This is a genomic window from Polynucleobacter sp. MWH-UH19D (assembly GCF_040409795.1).
GTDB lineage: Bacteria > Pseudomonadota > Gammaproteobacteria > Burkholderiales > Burkholderiaceae > Polynucleobacter.
In genome coordinates this window covers 549,669-566,537 of sequence record NZ_CP099571.1, presented here as the reverse complement: position 1 = coordinate 566,537, position 16,869 = coordinate 549,669, and the positions used below count along the sequence as shown (strand labels likewise).

Annotated in this window: 26 protein-coding genes; 10 read left to right on the top strand and 16 right to left on the bottom strand. The window is 43.4% G+C overall.

The annotated features are described in order from the left end of the window. Positions 1-9: 9 nt before the first annotated feature. The 10 genes from NHB34_RS02890 to NHB34_RS02845 form a co-directional block, all read right to left on the bottom strand. Positions 10-900, bottom strand: coding sequence for a hypothetical protein (locus NHB34_RS02890; protein WP_353428109.1), 891 nt, complete (start codon positions 898-900; stop codon positions 10-12). A gap of 48 nt (positions 901-948) precedes the next feature. Continuing rightward, positions 949-1,398, bottom strand: coding sequence for a polymer-forming cytoskeletal protein (locus NHB34_RS02885; RefSeq protein WP_353428108.1), 450 nt, complete (start codon positions 1,396-1,398; stop codon positions 949-951). A gap of 206 nt (positions 1,399-1,604) precedes the next feature. Next, complete coding sequence (locus NHB34_RS02880) at positions 1,605-2,441, bottom strand: hypothetical protein (RefSeq protein WP_353428107.1); 837 nt, start codon at positions 2,439-2,441, stop codon at positions 1,605-1,607. Positions 2,442-2,517: 76 nt separating this feature from the next. Next, on the bottom strand, positions 2,518-2,703 hold the full coding sequence (locus NHB34_RS02875; protein WP_353428106.1) for a hypothetical protein: 186 nt from the start codon (positions 2,701-2,703) through the stop codon (positions 2,518-2,520). Between the two features lie 335 nt (positions 2,704-3,038). Then, positions 3,039-3,542 (bottom strand): hypothetical protein, encoded by a 504-nt coding sequence (locus tag NHB34_RS02870; protein ID WP_353428105.1) that lies wholly within the window; start codon positions 3,540-3,542, stop codon positions 3,039-3,041. Positions 3,543-3,559: 17 nt separating this feature from the next. Continuing rightward, positions 3,560-4,051, bottom strand: a complete 492-nt coding sequence (gene pal, locus NHB34_RS02865) for a peptidoglycan-associated lipoprotein Pal (protein WP_353428104.1) — start codon at positions 4,049-4,051, stop codon at positions 3,560-3,562. Positions 4,052-4,124: 73 nt separating this feature from the next. Continuing rightward, a complete protein-coding gene (locus NHB34_RS02860) occupies positions 4,125-4,487 on the bottom strand; it encodes a hypothetical protein (protein ID WP_353428103.1) in 363 nt (120 codons plus the stop codon). Positions 4,488-4,565: 78 nt separating this feature from the next. Next, positions 4,566-5,135: a DUF6803 family protein gene (locus NHB34_RS02855; protein WP_353428101.1), complete on the bottom strand. Its 570-nt coding sequence runs from the start codon at positions 5,133-5,135 to the stop codon at positions 4,566-4,568. Next, a complete protein-coding gene (locus tag NHB34_RS02850; protein ID WP_353428100.1) occupies positions 5,132-5,482 on the bottom strand; it encodes a carboxymuconolactone decarboxylase family protein in 351 nt (116 codons plus the stop codon). The genes NHB34_RS02855 and NHB34_RS02850 overlap by 4 nt, the downstream gene beginning before the upstream one ends. A 20-nt stretch (positions 5,483-5,502) precedes the next feature. Then, on the bottom strand, positions 5,503-5,721 hold the full coding sequence (locus NHB34_RS02845) for a DUF2892 domain-containing protein (protein ID WP_353428099.1): 219 nt from the start codon (positions 5,719-5,721) through the stop codon (positions 5,503-5,505). Positions 5,722-5,973: 252 nt separating this feature from the next. Here NHB34_RS02845 and NHB34_RS02840 point away from each other — a divergent pair, with 252 nt between their 5' ends. Genes NHB34_RS02840 through NHB34_RS02820 form a run of 5 tightly spaced genes read left to right on the top strand, consistent with a single transcriptional unit; the run spans position 5,974 to position 8,887 of the window. Continuing rightward, entirely contained in the window at positions 5,974-6,897 is a 924-nt protein-coding gene (locus NHB34_RS02840) for a DUF6662 family protein (RefSeq protein ID WP_353428098.1), read from the top strand. Positions 6,898-6,921: 24 nt separating this feature from the next. After that, positions 6,922-7,101 (top strand): hypothetical protein, encoded by a 180-nt coding sequence (locus tag NHB34_RS02835; RefSeq protein WP_353428097.1) that lies wholly within the window; start codon positions 6,922-6,924, stop codon positions 7,099-7,101. Between the two features lie 15 nt (positions 7,102-7,116). Continuing rightward, the gene (locus NHB34_RS02830; RefSeq protein WP_353428095.1) at positions 7,117-7,662 is read left to right on the top strand and encodes an FMN-binding protein; all 546 of its coding nucleotides are present in this window, start codon (positions 7,117-7,119) and stop codon (positions 7,660-7,662) included. Continuing rightward, positions 7,659-8,462 (top strand): FAD:protein FMN transferase, encoded by an 804-nt coding sequence (locus tag NHB34_RS02825; RefSeq protein WP_353428094.1) that lies wholly within the window; start codon positions 7,659-7,661, stop codon positions 8,460-8,462. Before NHB34_RS02830 ends, NHB34_RS02825 begins: the two co-directional genes overlap by 4 nt. Further along, positions 8,459-8,887, top strand: a complete 429-nt coding sequence (locus tag NHB34_RS02820; RefSeq protein ID WP_353428093.1) for a hypothetical protein — start codon at positions 8,459-8,461, stop codon at positions 8,885-8,887. The genes NHB34_RS02825 and NHB34_RS02820 overlap by 4 nt, the downstream gene beginning before the upstream one ends. 66 nt (positions 8,888-8,953) lie before the next feature. On the opposite strand, the gene NHB34_RS02815 is transcribed toward NHB34_RS02820, so the two are convergent. After that, positions 8,954-10,111 (bottom strand): DUF3300 domain-containing protein, encoded by a 1,158-nt coding sequence (locus tag NHB34_RS02815; RefSeq protein WP_353428092.1) that lies wholly within the window; start codon positions 10,109-10,111, stop codon positions 8,954-8,956. A 99-nt stretch (positions 10,112-10,210) separates the two neighbouring features. On the opposite strand from NHB34_RS02815, the gene NHB34_RS02810 reads away from it, so the two are divergent. Together NHB34_RS02810 and NHB34_RS02805 are read left to right on the top strand one after the other, a co-directional pair. Next, positions 10,211-10,591 (top strand): Rap1a/Tai family immunity protein, encoded by a 381-nt coding sequence (locus NHB34_RS02810; RefSeq protein WP_353428091.1) that lies wholly within the window; start codon positions 10,211-10,213, stop codon positions 10,589-10,591. A 40-nt stretch (positions 10,592-10,631) separates the two neighbouring features. Next, positions 10,632-10,910, top strand: a complete 279-nt coding sequence (locus NHB34_RS02805) for a hypothetical protein (protein WP_353428090.1) — start codon at positions 10,632-10,634, stop codon at positions 10,908-10,910. Between the two features lie 91 nt (positions 10,911-11,001). Here the strand turns inward: NHB34_RS02805 and ttdB are convergent, their stop codons facing one another. Together ttdB and ttdA are read right to left on the bottom strand one after the other, a co-directional pair. After that, positions 11,002-11,610 (bottom strand): L(+)-tartrate dehydratase subunit beta, encoded by a 609-nt coding sequence (gene ttdB, locus NHB34_RS02800; protein WP_353428088.1) that lies wholly within the window; start codon positions 11,608-11,610, stop codon positions 11,002-11,004. Next, positions 11,607-12,506, bottom strand: a complete 900-nt coding sequence (gene ttdA, locus NHB34_RS02795) for a L(+)-tartrate dehydratase subunit alpha (protein WP_353428526.1) — start codon at positions 12,504-12,506, stop codon at positions 11,607-11,609. The genes ttdB and ttdA overlap by 4 nt, the downstream gene beginning before the upstream one ends. Before the next feature lie 224 nt (positions 12,507-12,730). Between ttdA and NHB34_RS02790 the strand changes: the two genes are divergently transcribed. After that, positions 12,731-13,609, top strand: a complete 879-nt coding sequence (locus tag NHB34_RS02790) for a CoA ester lyase (protein ID WP_353428087.1) — start codon at positions 12,731-12,733, stop codon at positions 13,607-13,609. Here NHB34_RS02790 and NHB34_RS02785 read toward each other — a convergent pair. Both NHB34_RS02785 and NHB34_RS02780 read right to left on the bottom strand, forming a co-directional pair. After that, positions 13,600-13,980 (bottom strand): hypothetical protein, encoded by a 381-nt coding sequence (locus NHB34_RS02785; RefSeq protein ID WP_353428086.1) that lies wholly within the window; start codon positions 13,978-13,980, stop codon positions 13,600-13,602. The two genes, NHB34_RS02790 and NHB34_RS02785, sit on opposite strands and share 10 nt — an antisense overlap. Next, the gene (locus tag NHB34_RS02780; RefSeq protein WP_353428085.1) at positions 13,981-14,208 is read right to left on the bottom strand and encodes a hypothetical protein; all 228 of its coding nucleotides are present in this window, start codon (positions 14,206-14,208) and stop codon (positions 13,981-13,983) included. A gap of 146 nt (positions 14,209-14,354) precedes the next feature. On the opposite strand from NHB34_RS02780, the gene NHB34_RS02775 reads away from it, so the two are divergent. Further along, entirely contained in the window at positions 14,355-14,999 is a 645-nt protein-coding gene (locus NHB34_RS02775; RefSeq protein ID WP_353428084.1) for an energy-coupling factor ABC transporter permease, read from the top strand. 13 nt (positions 15,000-15,012) lie between these two features. Continuing rightward, positions 15,013-15,684, top strand: coding sequence for a carboxylesterase (locus tag NHB34_RS02770; RefSeq protein ID WP_353428083.1), 672 nt, complete (start codon positions 15,013-15,015; stop codon positions 15,682-15,684). Positions 15,685-15,769: 85 nt separating this feature from the next. Here the strand turns inward: NHB34_RS02770 and dctP are convergent, their stop codons facing one another. Beyond that, complete coding sequence (gene dctP / locus NHB34_RS02765; protein ID WP_353428082.1) at positions 15,770-16,852, bottom strand: TRAP transporter substrate-binding protein DctP; 1,083 nt, start codon at positions 16,850-16,852, stop codon at positions 15,770-15,772. Positions 16,853-16,869: the final 17 nt, after the last annotated feature.

The window sequence follows — 16,869 nt, the reverse complement described above, 5'->3', positions numbered from 1 at the left end:
GCTAAATTCTTAGCGGCCTTCAAAGACTTTCTCCCCCGTGGCATTGAGCATCGCCAACATCTGGAAATAAGTTGGGGGACTTAAATTAAATTCTGAATTATCAAACGCGGTTACCTGTGTTTTATCAATCGCTTTAAATATCTCGGTATCAAAATGAATACCCCTGATTGACTCATCAAGCTCATAAGTATCTTGGTTTAGCTTTGCTACTGCGCTAAATACCTCCGCTCTGCCATTCTGAATTCTGACAATCCAAACATCTGAGTAGCCAGTGGAGTCTCTAAACAATGTCCACCGACCCCAGGTGACATCCTCATTTTGAATATAAGAATCTTGCTCTAAAACCTTTAGTACGCTTCCACTGTATTTATAACTAGAGCTCAGCGTCTCATTTAAGCCATCTAAATAAAAGTGGATTTTTGTTTGGGCATCAAAGCTCACCGGCTTGATTGCTTGAATTTGAATCTCATATTTATAGAGATTACGCATGCAAGATTCAACCCTAGTGCCAGTATTGATCTGAGCTTCAGGCTGCTTTGCATCTTCAGCCTGAGCTTGATGCTTTACCAAGGCATCTTCAGCTTGAGAATAGATGCTGCCGAAAATAGAAAGCGACTCAGGGCTACTGCCAAATTTTTTATTCCAATACTTCTCGATTTCTAGACAGGCTTCAGATAGTTGCGCTCTTAACGCCTCATCTTTGGGATATTTGCTTGCATTGGCCAATAGAGTATCGACTAGTCGAACCTCTGCACCATTAGCACCGGTCGTTTTTGCATGCCAAAAACTTTGAAAATCTTCATACTGATGACGCAGCCGGTAGAACTTGAAAACCGCCTCATCAAAGATTGCTTGCGCCATATGCTGAGGAGTGGCTGATCCTAAATTAAATAAAGCCATATATTCTTATTTGTAAGCTAAAACTCTGAAACCTAACAAAGACTGATCTTAGCGACTTTTGATCTTGCTCCAATTTGCTTGAAACACTGCAGATGAATCAACCATACCCTCTGGCTCTTCACCATTTCTGGAGATCATCAATCCATTCAGTTTAGCGCCATGCTCAATGCCAAGTTGACCATAAGTAATATCACCACGAACCTCAGCACCTTCATGCAACTCTACACGCTCAATTGCATAAATATTACCTTCTACGCGACCAGCAACTAAAACTCGAAAGGCATAAATGTCACCCTGCACTACGCCCGTACGTCCCAATGCAATGCTGACGTTCTTGCCCTGACGTGCCTCAATATTTCCGATGACACTGCCGTCAATGCGCAGACTTTCATTGGCAACTAATCTTCCATGCACTTCAGTAGCTGGGCCAACAATAGTCTCAAAAGACTCCATTGTCGGTTGCAAAAATTTGATCGATTGAGATTTCTTGAAAAGCATATCTTGATAACCTTCAGTCTCTACAGTCTCTAATGAAACAATTCCCTATTTCTTGAACAAGGCTTGCCTTGGCCAAGGGACTCAATTCTAGCCTCATTTCCGCCTCTCAAAAAGCAGAAGAGCTGCAAAATTAGCAATAACTAACTTTTTTGCAGCTTTTATCCAATTTCAACCCTAAATAGAGTGTTGTTTATAGGGTTCTATTCTCAGAAATTGATCGTTGCTGAAAGCTGTGGACCGGCATTTGTATAGTTGGTCCTTCCACGATTGTCATTCATATGAAAGCCCATGGCGCGATAAGACAATGTCACATCACCCCAAGAGTAGGCATTACCCACACCAACAAGGGTCTGCCAAGTTCCATTATTAGATCCTGGGCCTTTACCAATATCCGCATAAAAAGGTACGAACCAAGATGTATCAGAAATTCTCGCGCGCCCCTTAAAGCCAACTACGGGATCTGTAGTTTGGTTAGTGGAAGATGGATATCTTGAAGATGTGGCAACAGTCGTGCCATCAAGCGCTAACTTTGCAGTTGCATCTAATGTGGTTGTTGAAGAGATGTAACGAACACCGGCTAAGCCATCCAAATACAAACTGTTTGAGTTATGGGCTGTGTATGTACCAGCTAGCGTCAAGATTGTTTGGGTCACTTTGCCATTAACGCCCGCATAAATACTGGCATCGTCTTTGCTAGGAATGTAACGTGTCTTGCTGCCGCTACCTAACATTTGCCAATAAATCAAATCGGCCATCATGCCCCAATTGCCTTTGTGGGCCTCACCAGTCAACATAGCCATTCCACCTGCGCTATTAATATTGTCACTAATAGAAGATGTTGAAGCTTTTGATAAGGAGCCTACAGTAGTGGTCGTCCAACTTTGTGGAGCCCATACGTTAATCGTTGCAGAAAAGCGCCAATCATTACTAACTTTTGGCATTGGATTAACAGTTTGCGCATTTGCTCCAAGAGCAAATACCAATGCAGACAAAGCAACGATATTCTTCATGAATGGAAGTGTAGGTTTATGTGTGAGTTTCATGGGCATTTCGATATATTGAGCAAAGTGAATTTTGGTCGAAATTATAGACTGAATCTAATCCGACTAAAGGCTGGACTCATTCATCCCAAGGAAAACGCTCGCGGGACAATTGCTCCATGATTTCTCGCTTGCTTGGCGCCCTCTTGGTGCGACTGGAATCCTTAGAGGTCGATACTTCATCAGACAAAAACTCTGTTCGATCATCACCCTGAAGTTCGTTTTGGGCGACTGACTGCTGGGATTGGGTATTTGCCTTGGTCATAAAAACCAATCATACCGCTACCAATACTTAAATGGTTTCTCCGAATTCATATCACCCCCTAGCGCACGCATATTTTGGTTGCAATGGGGGCAGGTCAAGCCATCCCACTCCATTAAGTGGGCGGTTGAAGAGCAATGCTTGCAAATAGGTGTTTTACTGATTTCAGTATTAATACTTCCAGGGTGGGCCACTGTGTACTCATCAATAGTGGAACAGTTTTTACAAACCATTGCTACCATAGATGAATACGGACCCACCTCTTTACCAATACTACTCACACACTCAAATTTACAAGAGCGACAAGCAAATTTGTACTTAGGCATTGCCCCTCTCCCTCATTTATTTTTTGCTTGAATAGCCAAACGCTTTAAATGCGCATCTTGTAATAACAACTGTCGCTCTTGATTGGCGACACCAATCGTGATTTTTCGTGCAATGAGATCCGCATAGACAGCATCAATGCGCTTAAAGAAATCCTGGTAGACGGCAGTCATTTCTGGATTAACCCCCTCAAGCACAATGGGTCTACAGACGTTTGCCTCCGCTAAGTAGTTTGTTAATGCCCGAGCTTGCTGATCGGTTAACTTCTCAGGCGAGCTTAGTAAACTTTTTGCATGAGGATTGTTTCTAGTAACGGCAATCACTTGACTATCCACCAACAAGGCATCCGCACTTTGATTGCTGCGAATAATGCAATCGTTAAGACGCTTCGCTACCGATTCAGAATGAATAGGTGTCGGCGAAATAGAAACTTGAGCCGAGTGTTTAACCACTGGATTATTCGCGCAAGCATTGAGCAGTAATGCGCCTACACAACTGAGTATGTATAACTTTTTCATTTGCTATCTCCGCGCTTTTATTGATAAACGAAATCGGCACGCCGATTTTCTTTAAACGCAGCTTCAGTTTGCGCAGGATTTGCAGGCTTTTCTTTACCAAAACTGACAGCCTCTAACTGAGACTCACTGACACCTTGATTCATGAGCGCTCTTTTCACTGCCTCCGAACGACGTTGTCCTAGTGCTAAGTTGTACTCTGCAGTGCCCCTATCGTCTGTATTGCCTTGAATAATGACCGCGGCCTTCTGTTTTTGAAACGCCTTTAGATATCCTGCATGCGCTGAAATAATCGAAGCATATTTAGGATCGATCGTATAACTATCAAATTCAAAATAGATCGAACGCTTTCCATAAACACTCGATTTTGGATCATTAATCGGGTCATAGCCCGATGAGCCGCCTGCATTTACTGTAGCTACCGAGTTTGCATCATCTAGCTGCACACTACTACATGCGGATAGCAATAAAACGAAAAATGCCAATGGCAATATTTTTGCAAATTTAAACATGGATTTATTTCCCAATACCAAGCCACAACAATGTGGCACAACAACAAAGCAGACTCAGTTCGAGTCCAGCCGCCTAAATGAAATTAGGTAGTTGCTTGGGAGGTTTGAATTCTGCGTCAGGGAAATTTTGAGTGAAGAGAACCTTGCCTGAAACAAAATATTGAGTAGAACTGATTTGCGACGGATAAATTGCAATTTCATTAGTAGAAATGTTAGCTGTCACATGGCTCATGAGGTACATGTTATGCACCTTGCCATTGTCATCAGCTGAATCGCCAGTATCTGGACTGAGTTGCATCGCGACAATGCTACTGTAATCACCAGCCAGTTCTGCGCGCTCAATGGCTGCTTGCACAAAAATGCTAGAAGCCGCTACCTTAAACGCGATGAGAAAAAGGCATAAGAATAGAAGGAATGTTTTACGACGCAACAACATGAGGCGAATTCTATACCTAATTTCCTCGGTTTAAATATTTTTATCGTTTTTCCTTATCCCATGCCTGATACGCATCATTTAATGCATATGTGTTGGCTTATCCATAGGCATTTTTTCTTCATCCATCCGCATCCCTCCAGCGGGCGCTACCGAATCATGACCCAGCATCTGATGAGGATTTTGGTAGCCAAGTAGACTTGGGTCCAGCATGCCAGCAATCATTGCGATATGACCAAATACCAAAAATAGCGCAACACAAATTGCATGAATCTTGAGCTTCTTCATTTGATCTAGCGCTTTGTTTACCAAGCCGAGCTCTTGTAAAGCAATCCACACTAAAGGTAAGCCTGCAATTACATAACTACCAACAGCTAGGATATCAATCACAGTACGCCATTCACCCGCCTTGGTGATGGGAATAATGGCATTACTGATCACGTAATAAATGATGCCAATGAAGTAGATGCCCACCGCTATCCCTGCAAAGCGATTGAGATAGTAAATCGCCCCATGAAACTTTCGAGTAAATAATAAGTACAGCTCAGTAATCGCTAGAGTTTCTGCCAACACGACTGGTATTGCCATAAAGATTATTAAGTTCCAAGGCTGATTAACAGCTAACAACTCCATGTAGTGGGTCATATTCATTGATGACCACCTTGTGCTTGCTCAAATGCACTCATCGCATCAGCCGCATACATCAGCGACGGACCACCGCCCATGTACGTTGCCATGCCTAATGTCTCAACTACCTCTTCCTTACTAGCCCCAAGCTTTACCAATGCTTGAGTATGAAATCCAAGACATCCATCACATCTCGCAGCAACACCCAATGCCAAAGCAATCAGCTCCTTCGTCTTTTTATCTAGAGCCCCATCTTTAGTTGCTGCAAATGCAAGATCATTAAATCCCTTCATCACCTCTGGCGCCTCAGCTCTTAACTTAGCTAAGGAAGCAGAAATATCACGTGTAATTTGTTTGTAATCTTTTGGCATGTAAGTGCTCCAATAAATAATTATTTACAACAGCCGCCATCACCGCAGCCAGAAGCCGTGCTGCATGAATTGATACCCAAAACTGGATACAAAGGGCAGAATCTAAATAAACCTGTGACTGCTGGAACAATTCCGATCCAGCCCCATATACCAATCACGCTGCTAGCTGCCAAAGCAATCAGCAATAAACCAACGGCAACACGCAAAACACGATCGATGCCACCAACATTGCATTTCATATCAAGCTCCTACTATCTTTAACATTCATATTATTGGTCACATAAGTCAAAAGGTGTATGACCTAAATCATACGGAAATATACCAGCACGACATTCTTATAAACCTTCTCCCTAAAGCGCTCATCATGGAGTGCCCAAGCCCTACTTATATGAAAACGAATTCAGATATAAACAAATGGGAATGATTCTCATTTGTGGTATAATATTGATAACGATTCTCATTATCAATATTGCAAGTACAAGACAAGTTTCATGAAAACCTCAAAATTTAGCTTAAATAAGCTAATTGCTTTTTCCTTATTTTTGGTAGTTGCCCTGCATTTTTCACTTGCCCAAGCAGGCGAAGGCGCTTTTGGCTGGATTTACACGCTTGATCTCCAACCAAAAGGTGAGCTTGAGTTTGAGCAAAGGCTGCAGCTGACTAAACAGCAAGCGTCCGGATCTTATAACTCCTGGATCTCTAGATCAGAACTTGAATATGGCTTAACCAATGACTTTCAGATCGCTGGGTACCTGAATGCCTATTACGTCAACGCAAACCAGAATTACATTAATTGTGAAAATGGATCCACCTGTACAGGCGGGCAACCCGTACCGGTAGAAACTTGGAATCCTGCTGCCCCCTATCGAAAAGGTGGCATTGAGGGCGGATCTCTTGAGGCCATTTATAGAATTACTAATCCCGTGATATCTCCAGTTGGGGTTGGCTTGTATTTAGAACCTACGATTGGAAAAAATAAGAATGAACTAGAGGCAAGACTCTTGCTTCAATCTAATTTTATTGATGACAAGTTGGTCACTGCAGCCAATATTGTGGTGGCGAATGAACAATTGAAGTTTGTTGGTAATGGCAATGTTCCTGAATCGATGCTGGATTTCTTGGTGGGTGCTAGTTATCGATTCGCACCAAAGTGGTTTGGAGGTGTAGAAGCGCGTTTTCATAATGACTATTCAAGTTACAACTTGCAAAACCAAACTCAGAAAGCGACTTTTGTAGGGCCAAATATGCACTATGCATCAAAAGATTGGTGGTTCACCGCTGCTTGGCGCTATCAACTCAAAGGCGGAACATGCATGGGGACAGGAACGGCAGAATGTTCAAACGCCCGCGTGTGGGACTCACATGGATTAAATGAATTCATCGTGAAAGTTGGCTTTCCATTGGCCAAATTCTAAGAATTCACTACTGGGGTAATAAAGATGGAAATACAAAATTTACTGGTTGGTGCAGTAACTCACTTGATTCAATTCCAAAACACAAAATGCCCAAAAGCAAGAGAAAGAGCATTGATGATGTTTGAGACGCTGGCCAACTCAAAGAATAGTAATACCGAAATTCAAACTCTATGCCATGAAGCAACTGAGTTGTTGGCAAACTAAATAAACAGATTGATTATGATGAAATGGAACCCTAATCCACTGATAGCAATTGCTGGCATTACCTTAATGGGTGCACCGATCTATGCCCAAGCAAAAATTTATGTTTCAGCAGAACAAGCACAGAAGCTCATCTTTGCGAATAAGCAATTTACTAAATATCCCGTGGTATTGACCGAGGATATTCAAGACAAAATGCAGTCGGCATCTAGCGTTAGCCATCCATTTAAAGGGGATAAGACCTGGAAAGCGGCCGATGGTAGTTTTTTTATTGTGGATGAAGTGGTTGGCAAGCATGAAATGATTACCTATGCCATTGGTATTGCACCAAACGGAACAGTGCAAGGCATTGAAATCATGGAATACGTGGAGTCTTACGGTTATGAAGTAGCTGAAGAGAGTTGGCGTAAGCAGTTTGTTGGCAAAACTGCAGAGGATCCGCTAAAGCTTAAAAAGGATATCCAGAATATATCTGGTGCAACCCTCTCGTGCAAACATCTCACAGATGGAGTGAAGAGACTCATGGTGATGTACGACTTAGCCTTAAAACCCAAATCCAAATGATTCGGTGCAAACCACTTCTGGGAACTTATGTTGAGATCTCCGCAAATCAGGAGATCGCTATCGACCATGCATTTGCGACCATTGAACTTGTTCAAGACTTGATGGGATTTCACAACCCTAATAGCGAGCTATCTCGAGTGAATGCACACGCCCACATAGAACTCATCCAAATTCATGCATGGACTTTTCAAGTGCTTGAGATCGCTAAAGAGCTCTGCGAAATCACAAATGGATTATTTGATTGTGCTGTTGGCGGGAAATTAGTGGATTCAGGTTTGTTGCCAAGACACTCCAATGATCTTCATACATCCCTGAGCAGCATCATGAATCTAATGCTCACTAAACCGAATACCGTCTACTCTAAAGTTCCGCTTACCCTGGATCTAGGAGGTATTGCAAAAGGATTTGCTGTCGATAAAGCGGTTGAGGCCCTTAAACAATGTGGCGCTACTTCCGGTTCTGTAAACGCAGGTGGTGATTTGCGGGTTTTTGGAGATGTTTCCCAGAGCATTCAAATTCGAAACCCCGGAAATTCAAGCGAGCTAATGTCATTAGGCTCTCTTGAAAATGGTGCGATTGCGACTAGCTCTCTTGGCTATTGTGATCAGTCCAAGCCTAAGCAAGGACACATTGTTAATCCCAAAACAATGAATCAAATTGAATTTACCGAATCGTATTCGGTTATTGCGCCCGAGTGCATTTATGCAGATGCACTGACAAAAGTCTTGGCTATTAGCAAAGATAGCACTTACCCTGTTTTTAAAAAGTATGCAGCTCACGCTATTTGTCTCGCCCAATGAAAAAACACGGCTTAGGTAAGATGCCAAACTGGCAACGATGGTTTACGATCTCTGCACTGGGCATTTGCTCTCTATCAGGTATCGCTTTCCTACTAGGGCATGAGTTTCATATCTCCCGCACTTTACTTGGTGATCACACAGTTCTGATCATCCATGGTGTTTCCGCAGCAATTGCTTTGATCGCTTTTGGGACGATACTGCCCTTTCATATCAAAGCTGGTCTTAAATCCAAGAAAAATCTGATCAGCGGAATTTTGCAATTAGCCATTTTGCTCATTCTGACGATCACAGCGATGCTTCTCTACTATGGTCCAGAAGAAGTTCATGAACTTAGTGAGCTCACTCACTGGGCACTAGGCTTAATCTTTTTTGGGACGTTTATCTTTCATGCAATCAGCAGATCTATTGGGACTCAAACTCACTAAGCAATAAAAAACCTCCACCATTTCTGGTGAAGGTTTTAACTGAAGGCTGCAGCCTCTTATCGAGCTTTATCTTCTAAAGCCGCCCATACGCTCACCACCCATGCGTTCGCCACCCATTCTTTCAGGCTCACGCTCTGGCTCGCGGGTATTTTCACGCGGAGCTTCTCTCTCGTTGCGACTACCGCTAGATCTTGTAGATTCGCGATTTGGCTCACGACCCCCTGCACCACTGCGTTCTCCACTTAAGCCATTTTTATCAAGATTCTGGCGCAACTGTTGACGCTCTTGGTCGCGCATTTGATCAGATCCTTGACCACTTAACTTGCCATACTTGTTTTGCAAAGCAGAGTTTGAGTAAGGCACATTGCCACGATGCTGAGGATTGAATTGCCATTTATCGCCAGAAGCAAATGATCCTGAACGGAAATTTGCATTTGCAGTCGTTTTGTTGAAATTATTAAAGGTGTTGTTGTTAACAGTAATGGAACCGCCGCCGCCCCAGCCTCCGCCCCAGTGCATACCACCAAAGAGTGCCGCACCAACTGCCATACCTACACCAAAGGAAAGTAAAGCCGTACCTGCAACATATCCAGGCGGATAGTATGGAGGTGGTGGTGGATAAGCAGGATATGGCCAAGGACCATAAACTACGGATGGGTTATAAGTCGGCACATAAACCACTTGTGGATTAGCTGGCTGAATAATGATTGTTTGACCAGAAGTGCTAACCGTTTGTTGCGATGTAGAACTGAGATTACCAGCTTGCTTAGCCTTAGCACGCATCGCTTGAATAGCAGCCATAACATCAGACTGTTGTGCTAGAACAGCATCGCCCAACTTTTGTGTCCAACTTAAATCTGAACCCATCATCTGCAAAGCTTGCGGGAAGCTCACCAACGATTTAACACTAGGATCCCAAGATTGTGATTGCAATGCATTGTCTAACGCAGATCCTGTCAAACGAGAATTTTGTTTTTGCCAAGTCGCCGCTTCACCCACCTCTAATGGATAAGTCGATGCCATCAGTATTTGCGACACCAAAGGATCTGGATATAAAGCAATTGGCGCTACTAAGGCACTTAATTGTTGTTGCGAGAGCGGCGCATTACTTTGACTACTAGCTGGTTGCGCAAATACATAACTAGGCGACATTGGCGCCATTACCGCCATAGAAAGCAATGAAGCTAACAAGCGCGGGGCTAATTGTTTTGTAGATGATTTCATACTACCTCTGATAGATGTAATGAATGATTAAGCGAGTTTGCTGCAGTGCTCAACCCTACTCGTGATAAGATTTTAACCACACTTTACAGAGGAAAACCCATGAAAAAACTCTCCCTTACCCTAGCGTCATTCACAGTTGTTTTTGCCGCTTTTTTTACTGTCCATGCGAATGCGGATCAAAAGATCCCTGTGTTGAGCGCCCAAGAATTAGTTAACCACTGTAAGTTACCGGCTAGCCCAGAATCACGCAGTTATTGCATCGGCTATACAACTGCGATTTATGACACTTACTTGGCCACTCGTCACCCACAACGTGCGAAGTCTAGTATTTGCGTAAAGCAACCAGCACCTAAGCGCGATGAAGTGATTGCCGATTACGTTCAGTTCATTACACAAACCGCCCCAACGCTGGCTAACGATCCAGCCGCTGGCACATTCCTGAGCTTCTTGTCTATGCGCTTCCCTTGCGCTAAGAAGTAATTCTCAATAAAAACTCTAAATACTGTTACGGACTAAGATCATGAAAAAAATTATTGCAATCACCGCGGCATCACTCGCTATTGCTGGCTGCTCCAATATGAGTAATACAGAACAACGCACCTTATCAGGCGCTTCCATCGGCGCAGTTGCTGGTGGCGTTGGCGCTGCAATTTTCCATGGCAACCCTATTTGGGGTGCCGTTGGTGGCGCAGCAGTAGGTGCAGCTTCAGGGTATGCATATGATGCGTACAAAAAGAATCAAGCAGCTGAATACAATGCTGGCTATAAAGCTGGCAAGACATCCTCGAGCGGCAACTAAGCACTATCTTGTTGCCATCTTAGGCAACACAAAAGCCAACCTGTAAGGGTTGGCTTTTTGTTTTTTAGTTCAGCATTTCCGTCTCGCTAGCCTATTTAATGAATCGAATCTTTTCATTAATCTTGCTCAGAATTGGGCCCTTTTTGGCATTGAAGATTTTTTTATTTTCTTCAATTAAGTTCTTGCCTTTAGTATCAATTGAAATAATCAATGGTCCAAACTCTTTTACGCGGTTGACCCATAAGGTCTCGGGCATCCCTAAGTCTTTCCACTGAGCATCTTCAATCTTTTCAACTTTGGTTGCAGCCAATACGGCGCACCCGCCAGGAAAGATCGCATGTACCGCCTTATTCTCCAGACAACCCTCTTGGGTTTCAATACCCATGCCGCCCTTGCCTACAATTAACTTCACACCAGTTTGCTTAATAAATTCTTTTTCAAACTTTTCCATTCGCATAGAAGTGGTTGGTCCAATAGAAACCATCTCGTATTCGCCATCCTCTTTTTGACGAACAATCGGGCCAGCATGAAAGATCGCCCCACCCTTGAGGTTGACTGGTAACTCGCGACCCAATTCAATTAAGCGACGATGTGCAACATCACGACAAGTAACTAAAGTTCCTGTGAGATAAACCACATCACCAATGTTAAGAGCCTCTAAATCTTCATCTTTAATAGGCGTATGCAGAATTTTTTTCACAACTTAAATCCTTCGTGGGAAATGACTTCATAAGACATATCAGCATTAATCTTGATCTTGCCACGACGATGTGCCCAGCAGCCAGTAGACACAGCCACACCAATAGTTGATGGGTGACGAGCAGATGATTCAATATTGACCCCCATCACACTATTGGCGCCAGTTAAGCCCTGCGGTCCAAGCCCTAATTCATTTAGACCTTCAGTCAATAACTCTTCCATCATTGCCGCATTTTCATTGGGATGACTGGAAGTGACTGGACGCAAAATAGCTTTCTTAGATAAACGCGCGGCAGTTTCAGCTGAAGTGGAGACCCCCACACCCACTAATAATGGAGGACAGGCATTCACACCTCGTGAAGTAATTACATCAAAAACAAACTCTGCAACTCCCTCATAGCCCTGACCTGGCATTAATACTTTTGCCGCACCAGGCAAAGTGCAACCGCCACCTGCCATATACACATCCACGATGCAATAATCAGCACCAGGAATAATTTCCCAATCTAGCCATGGAATCTTGGAACCCGTATTCGTCCCCGTATTTTTTTCCTCAAAGGTTTCTACTGCGTTATGGCGCAATGGACCATCTTTAGTGGCGCCCTTGGTGGCATTGAGCAAAATATCTTCCAGCTCACCTAAGAGCGGGAAGTTTGAGCCTGCTTGCAAGAAATATTGAATGACCCCAGTATCTTGGCAGCTAGGACGATCCAACTTATCGGCTAGCTCTTGGTTTTCACGCATGGAGTCAAAAACTTCTTTTGCCAAAAAGTTCACTTCCTTGCTACGCAACTCACCTAATTTGGTTGTTACATCAGTTGGCAGTCGTTTGCCAATAAAGGATGTGAACTTAGATAGCACCTGAGTAATATCGGCCACCGCTGCGTCTTTATCAATTGCTGCAGTTTGTTTATTCACTCAACACCCCTTTATGCAAACATACCTCATGATTTGGCTTGTTATTGACAATCTTTTACTAGCTTTGAACATCCCATGACGAAGATTAGCAGTAAGTCCAAAAAATTGTTGGGTTACCCCTATTTCTTTTGCATAGCAATATATTTCCATTGATTCGGATATGATATTTTGATTCCTTACCAATTAGTGACCCCTTTTTTAGCATGATTAACGTTCATAAACCTCGTCGCTCAGTACTCTATATGCCCGGCGCAAATACCCGAGCATTAGAAAAAGCAAAAACATTAGCTGCAGATTCGCTGATTCTGGACTTGGAAGATGCTGTTGCACCTGATGCAAAGGTTGGAGCAAGGGGCAATATTCTTGCTGCGCTTGAAACAGGATTTGGATATCGTGAAGCTGTAGTGCGAATCAATAGCTTGAATTCACAATGGGGTATGGAGGATTTAAAGGCATTCGCTAACTCAAAAGCAGATGCTATTGTGCTGCCCAAGATAGAGTCTGCAGGTCAAATTCAGGAAGTGGCTGCATTACTTGATCAATCAGGAGCAAGACCCGATCTCACAATTTGGGCCATGATAGAAACGCCAATGGCCATTTTTAAGTTAGAAGAAATCGCGAGTGCGCACCCCAAATTAGAAGCCTTGGTTTTGGGCACTTCAGATCTTGTGAAAGATTTGCATGCAAGACATACGCCATCTCGAGTGGAGACGCTTACCGCACTCTCCCTCTCCGTATTGGCAGCTAGAGCACATGGTCTTTGCGTGCTCGATGGAGTTCACCTCTCATTAGATGACGAAGAAGGTTTGCGACTCTCTTGTATACAAGGCAGGGATATGGGTTTTGATGGCAAAACGCTAATTCATCCCAAGCAAATCGAACTTGCCAATGAAATTTTTGGCCCCTCATCTGACGAGATTGCAGAGGCACAAGAACGAATTGCTGCTTATGATGCAGCAATTAAGGCAGGCGCCGGAATAGCCGTACTCAATGGAAAATTAATTGAAGAGCTTCATATTCAGGATGCAAAACGCATTTTGGCTTTAGCTAAAGCCATAGAGTCATTTGCCTCTCACGAATGATCTAAATCCAGACCTTGAATCAAGCTCGCAAGTTTTACTAGCGGCTCAAATGCATCTGTGCGACTGCTTTCCACATCAAGATTCTCCCAATTAAATTCCAGAGAAAAGTGGGCAGATTCGATAATCAACTCATAGCTTGATGATGCTTTGCTACTGGGATTGGCAGGCATCTCCTCGCTGATTGGCACTGCAATCGCTTCAATTGCTTCTAGCAGATGTTTTGTCTCAGCTTCAGTTAATTCTCTGGTGTGCAACACATCATCCGTGCGCTTCACGGATAACTTTGAGACCCCATCGATTGTGATCTCATATTGATTTAATCCCAGATCAAACCAAACGGTTAATTCAATAGCAATTGGGTATGTTTTCATTTAGTCGACCTCATCAGCATGGGGCTCATCAAAATGGTCTTTATGAGGCTTTAATTTAGCTGCTAACTGCGTCCACTTGCCCTGCTGCATACGATAAGCACAATCTTCAGCATGGTTTTCTAATAATCCAAAAATCACCGTGGTCGGAATCTTGCAATACTTACAGCGATAAGTATGCTGATGCTCTTCAATTTTTTCTTGCGGGTAATCAATATAAAAAGGCTTCATTTAAAAGCTCCAACATAAAGAATCGCTTCAGGTCATATTACACCCCCATTGGATCTATAAACAATCCCTTTCCTAGTGAAAGTGCTGATGGGATTTATCCCCCATTTGATTAGACTGGCTTGATATTTCTATAGATAAGACCAAATATGATCTGGGTAACCCTAGCCGGCATTATTTTTCTTGGGGCGCTTTTTAAGAGCCCACCAATGATTTTCTCTAAGTCGCCACTCTCGCTGCTAGTACCAACAACCATTCTCTTTTTGATTGTTGCTTGGCATATTTCGCCAACCTTACCAGGTCAAGCTCCTGGTAAGTTCTATGGGCTTATCTTCCACTTTTATGGGGCATCATTACTGACGGCCATGTTTGGCCCTGCCATTGCGCTAGCCATTCTATTTCCTGTTGCATTCTTGGGCATCACTATATTTCAGGGTAACCTCATTGAGGCTGCCCAGCATTATTTAATCATTTGTGTACTGCCCACATTCTTTGCATACCTAACTATTCAGCTAATTCAGAGATATATACCAAAGCATTTATTTGTACTGATTTTGGGTAATGGGTACGTCGCTGCTTTTATGAGCGTCATCCTCTCGGGAATCGTATTGCTAATTGCCAAAATGCTATTTGGCGACTCAGGGGCACACATTGATCTTGAAGGCTGGTTACTGGGGCTCATTATTATTGCCTTCATGGAAGGATCTTTATCCGGCATGCTCCTAGCAATTTTCTTAATCTATCGACCAAACTGGGTATCAACCTACAATGAGTCTGCTTATATGAGTCATTAATCGTCGCCAAACTATGCTTCCTTGTATTGAAATTGAAACCGCTCCTAACCCCAGTGCTGCTGTCATTTGGTTACATGGCCTTGGAGCTGATGGCAATGATTTTGTGCCCATCATTCCAGAACTACGGCTAGCAGGCTGCCCAGGAATTCGATTTATTTTTCCAAGTGCGCCTAGCATGCCTGTTACCGTCAATGGTGGTTATGTGATGCCAGCCTGGTACGACATCATTGGCAGAAATCCAATGGACCCAGAGGATGCTAATGGCATTAAGCAATCAGCAACTGCTATTACAGAACTCATAGAGCACGAGTTCAACAGAGGTATCGCTTATGAGAATATGGTTTTAGCTGGATTCTCTCAGGGTTGCGCAATGGCACTTCATATTGGCTTACGCTTCCCACACAAACTTGCTGGAATCATCGCCTTATCAGGCTATTTACCGCTGGCAATGAGTTTGCAACTTGAAAAACATTCTGCCAACTCAACTACACCAATTTTTATGGCGCATGGTACCTACGATCAAGTAGTCGTTCTTGAACGCGCCCAAGCCTCTTGTGCAGTATTGGAGAGATTAGGCTATGAAGTAGATTGGAATGAGTACCCCATGGAACATTCCGTCAATCACGAAGAGCTCATGGACATCTCTCGCTTCTTGCAGAGAGTGCTGATAAAGTCATCTAGCTAAATAGCAAAAATAAAGGGCTCTAAGATTCGATCTTTGAGCCCTTTTTAGATGAGGCCTAAACCCCATTCATGCAGTTAGAAATTGCTTATAGTTTTTTATTAAAACTAAATTGTGCAAAAGCCTGCTCTGCAACATTGAACCACTGCGCTTCCATGTTTCTAAATGCGCGATAGTCGTCAAAAATTTTCTTAAATTGTGGATTTTTTGCAGACTCTTCGGCATATGTTTCTTGGCTTGCCTTAAAACATGCCTCCATGATGGATGTGTTGAATTTGCGTAACACAGCGCCATTTTGCAAAAGACGTTGCAATGCAGGTGGATTGAGCGCATCGTACTTAGCGCACATATCAGTATGTGCTTCATAGCATGCTGCCTCCCACGCTGCTTGATAAGACGGTGGCAAGGCATCCCACTGCTTTTTATTCACTAAAAATGAAAGGCCAGCAGCACCTTCCCAAAATGCTGGGTAGTAGTAATTTTTAGCAACTTTTGCCAAGCCCAATTTTTCATCATCGTATGGGCCTACAAATTCAGCAGCATCGATCGTGCCCTTCTCAAGAGCAGAGTAAATTTCACCTGCAGGCAGCTGTTGCGGTACAACACCCAGCTTCGCCAAAACTTGACCAGCAAAACCAGCGATACGGAATTTAAGGCCTTTTAAATCTTCGGGAGATTTAATTTCTTTACGAAACCAACCACCCATCTGTGTGCCGGTTTGACCGCCTAGAAAGTTTACGATGTTGTAACTTGCATATAGTTCGCGCATCAGCTTCATACCATTGCCATGCAACATCCAAGCAGATTGTTGGCGCGCTGTTAAACCGAATGGTGCCGCAGTATCAAAAATAAATGCGCTATTTTTTCCAAGGTAGTAGTAGCTCGCTGTGTGCCCACACTCAACTGTGCCATTTTGAACTGCATCCAGCACTTGTAACGCCGGAACTACCTCCCCCGCAGCAAACACTTTCACATTAAATTTTCCATCAGTAGCTTTGCGCAAGGCATTGGCAAATACTTCAGGGGTTCCATACAAAGTATCGAGTGATTTAGGAAAGCTCGATACCAAACGCCAGTTCAGAGTTGGTAAGCTTTGCGCAATTGCTGGAGCGCCAAGCGCTGCAACACCAGCACCCACTGTTGCCTTCTTTAAAAATGAACGTCTTTGCATCTTCATCTCCCTTCTAT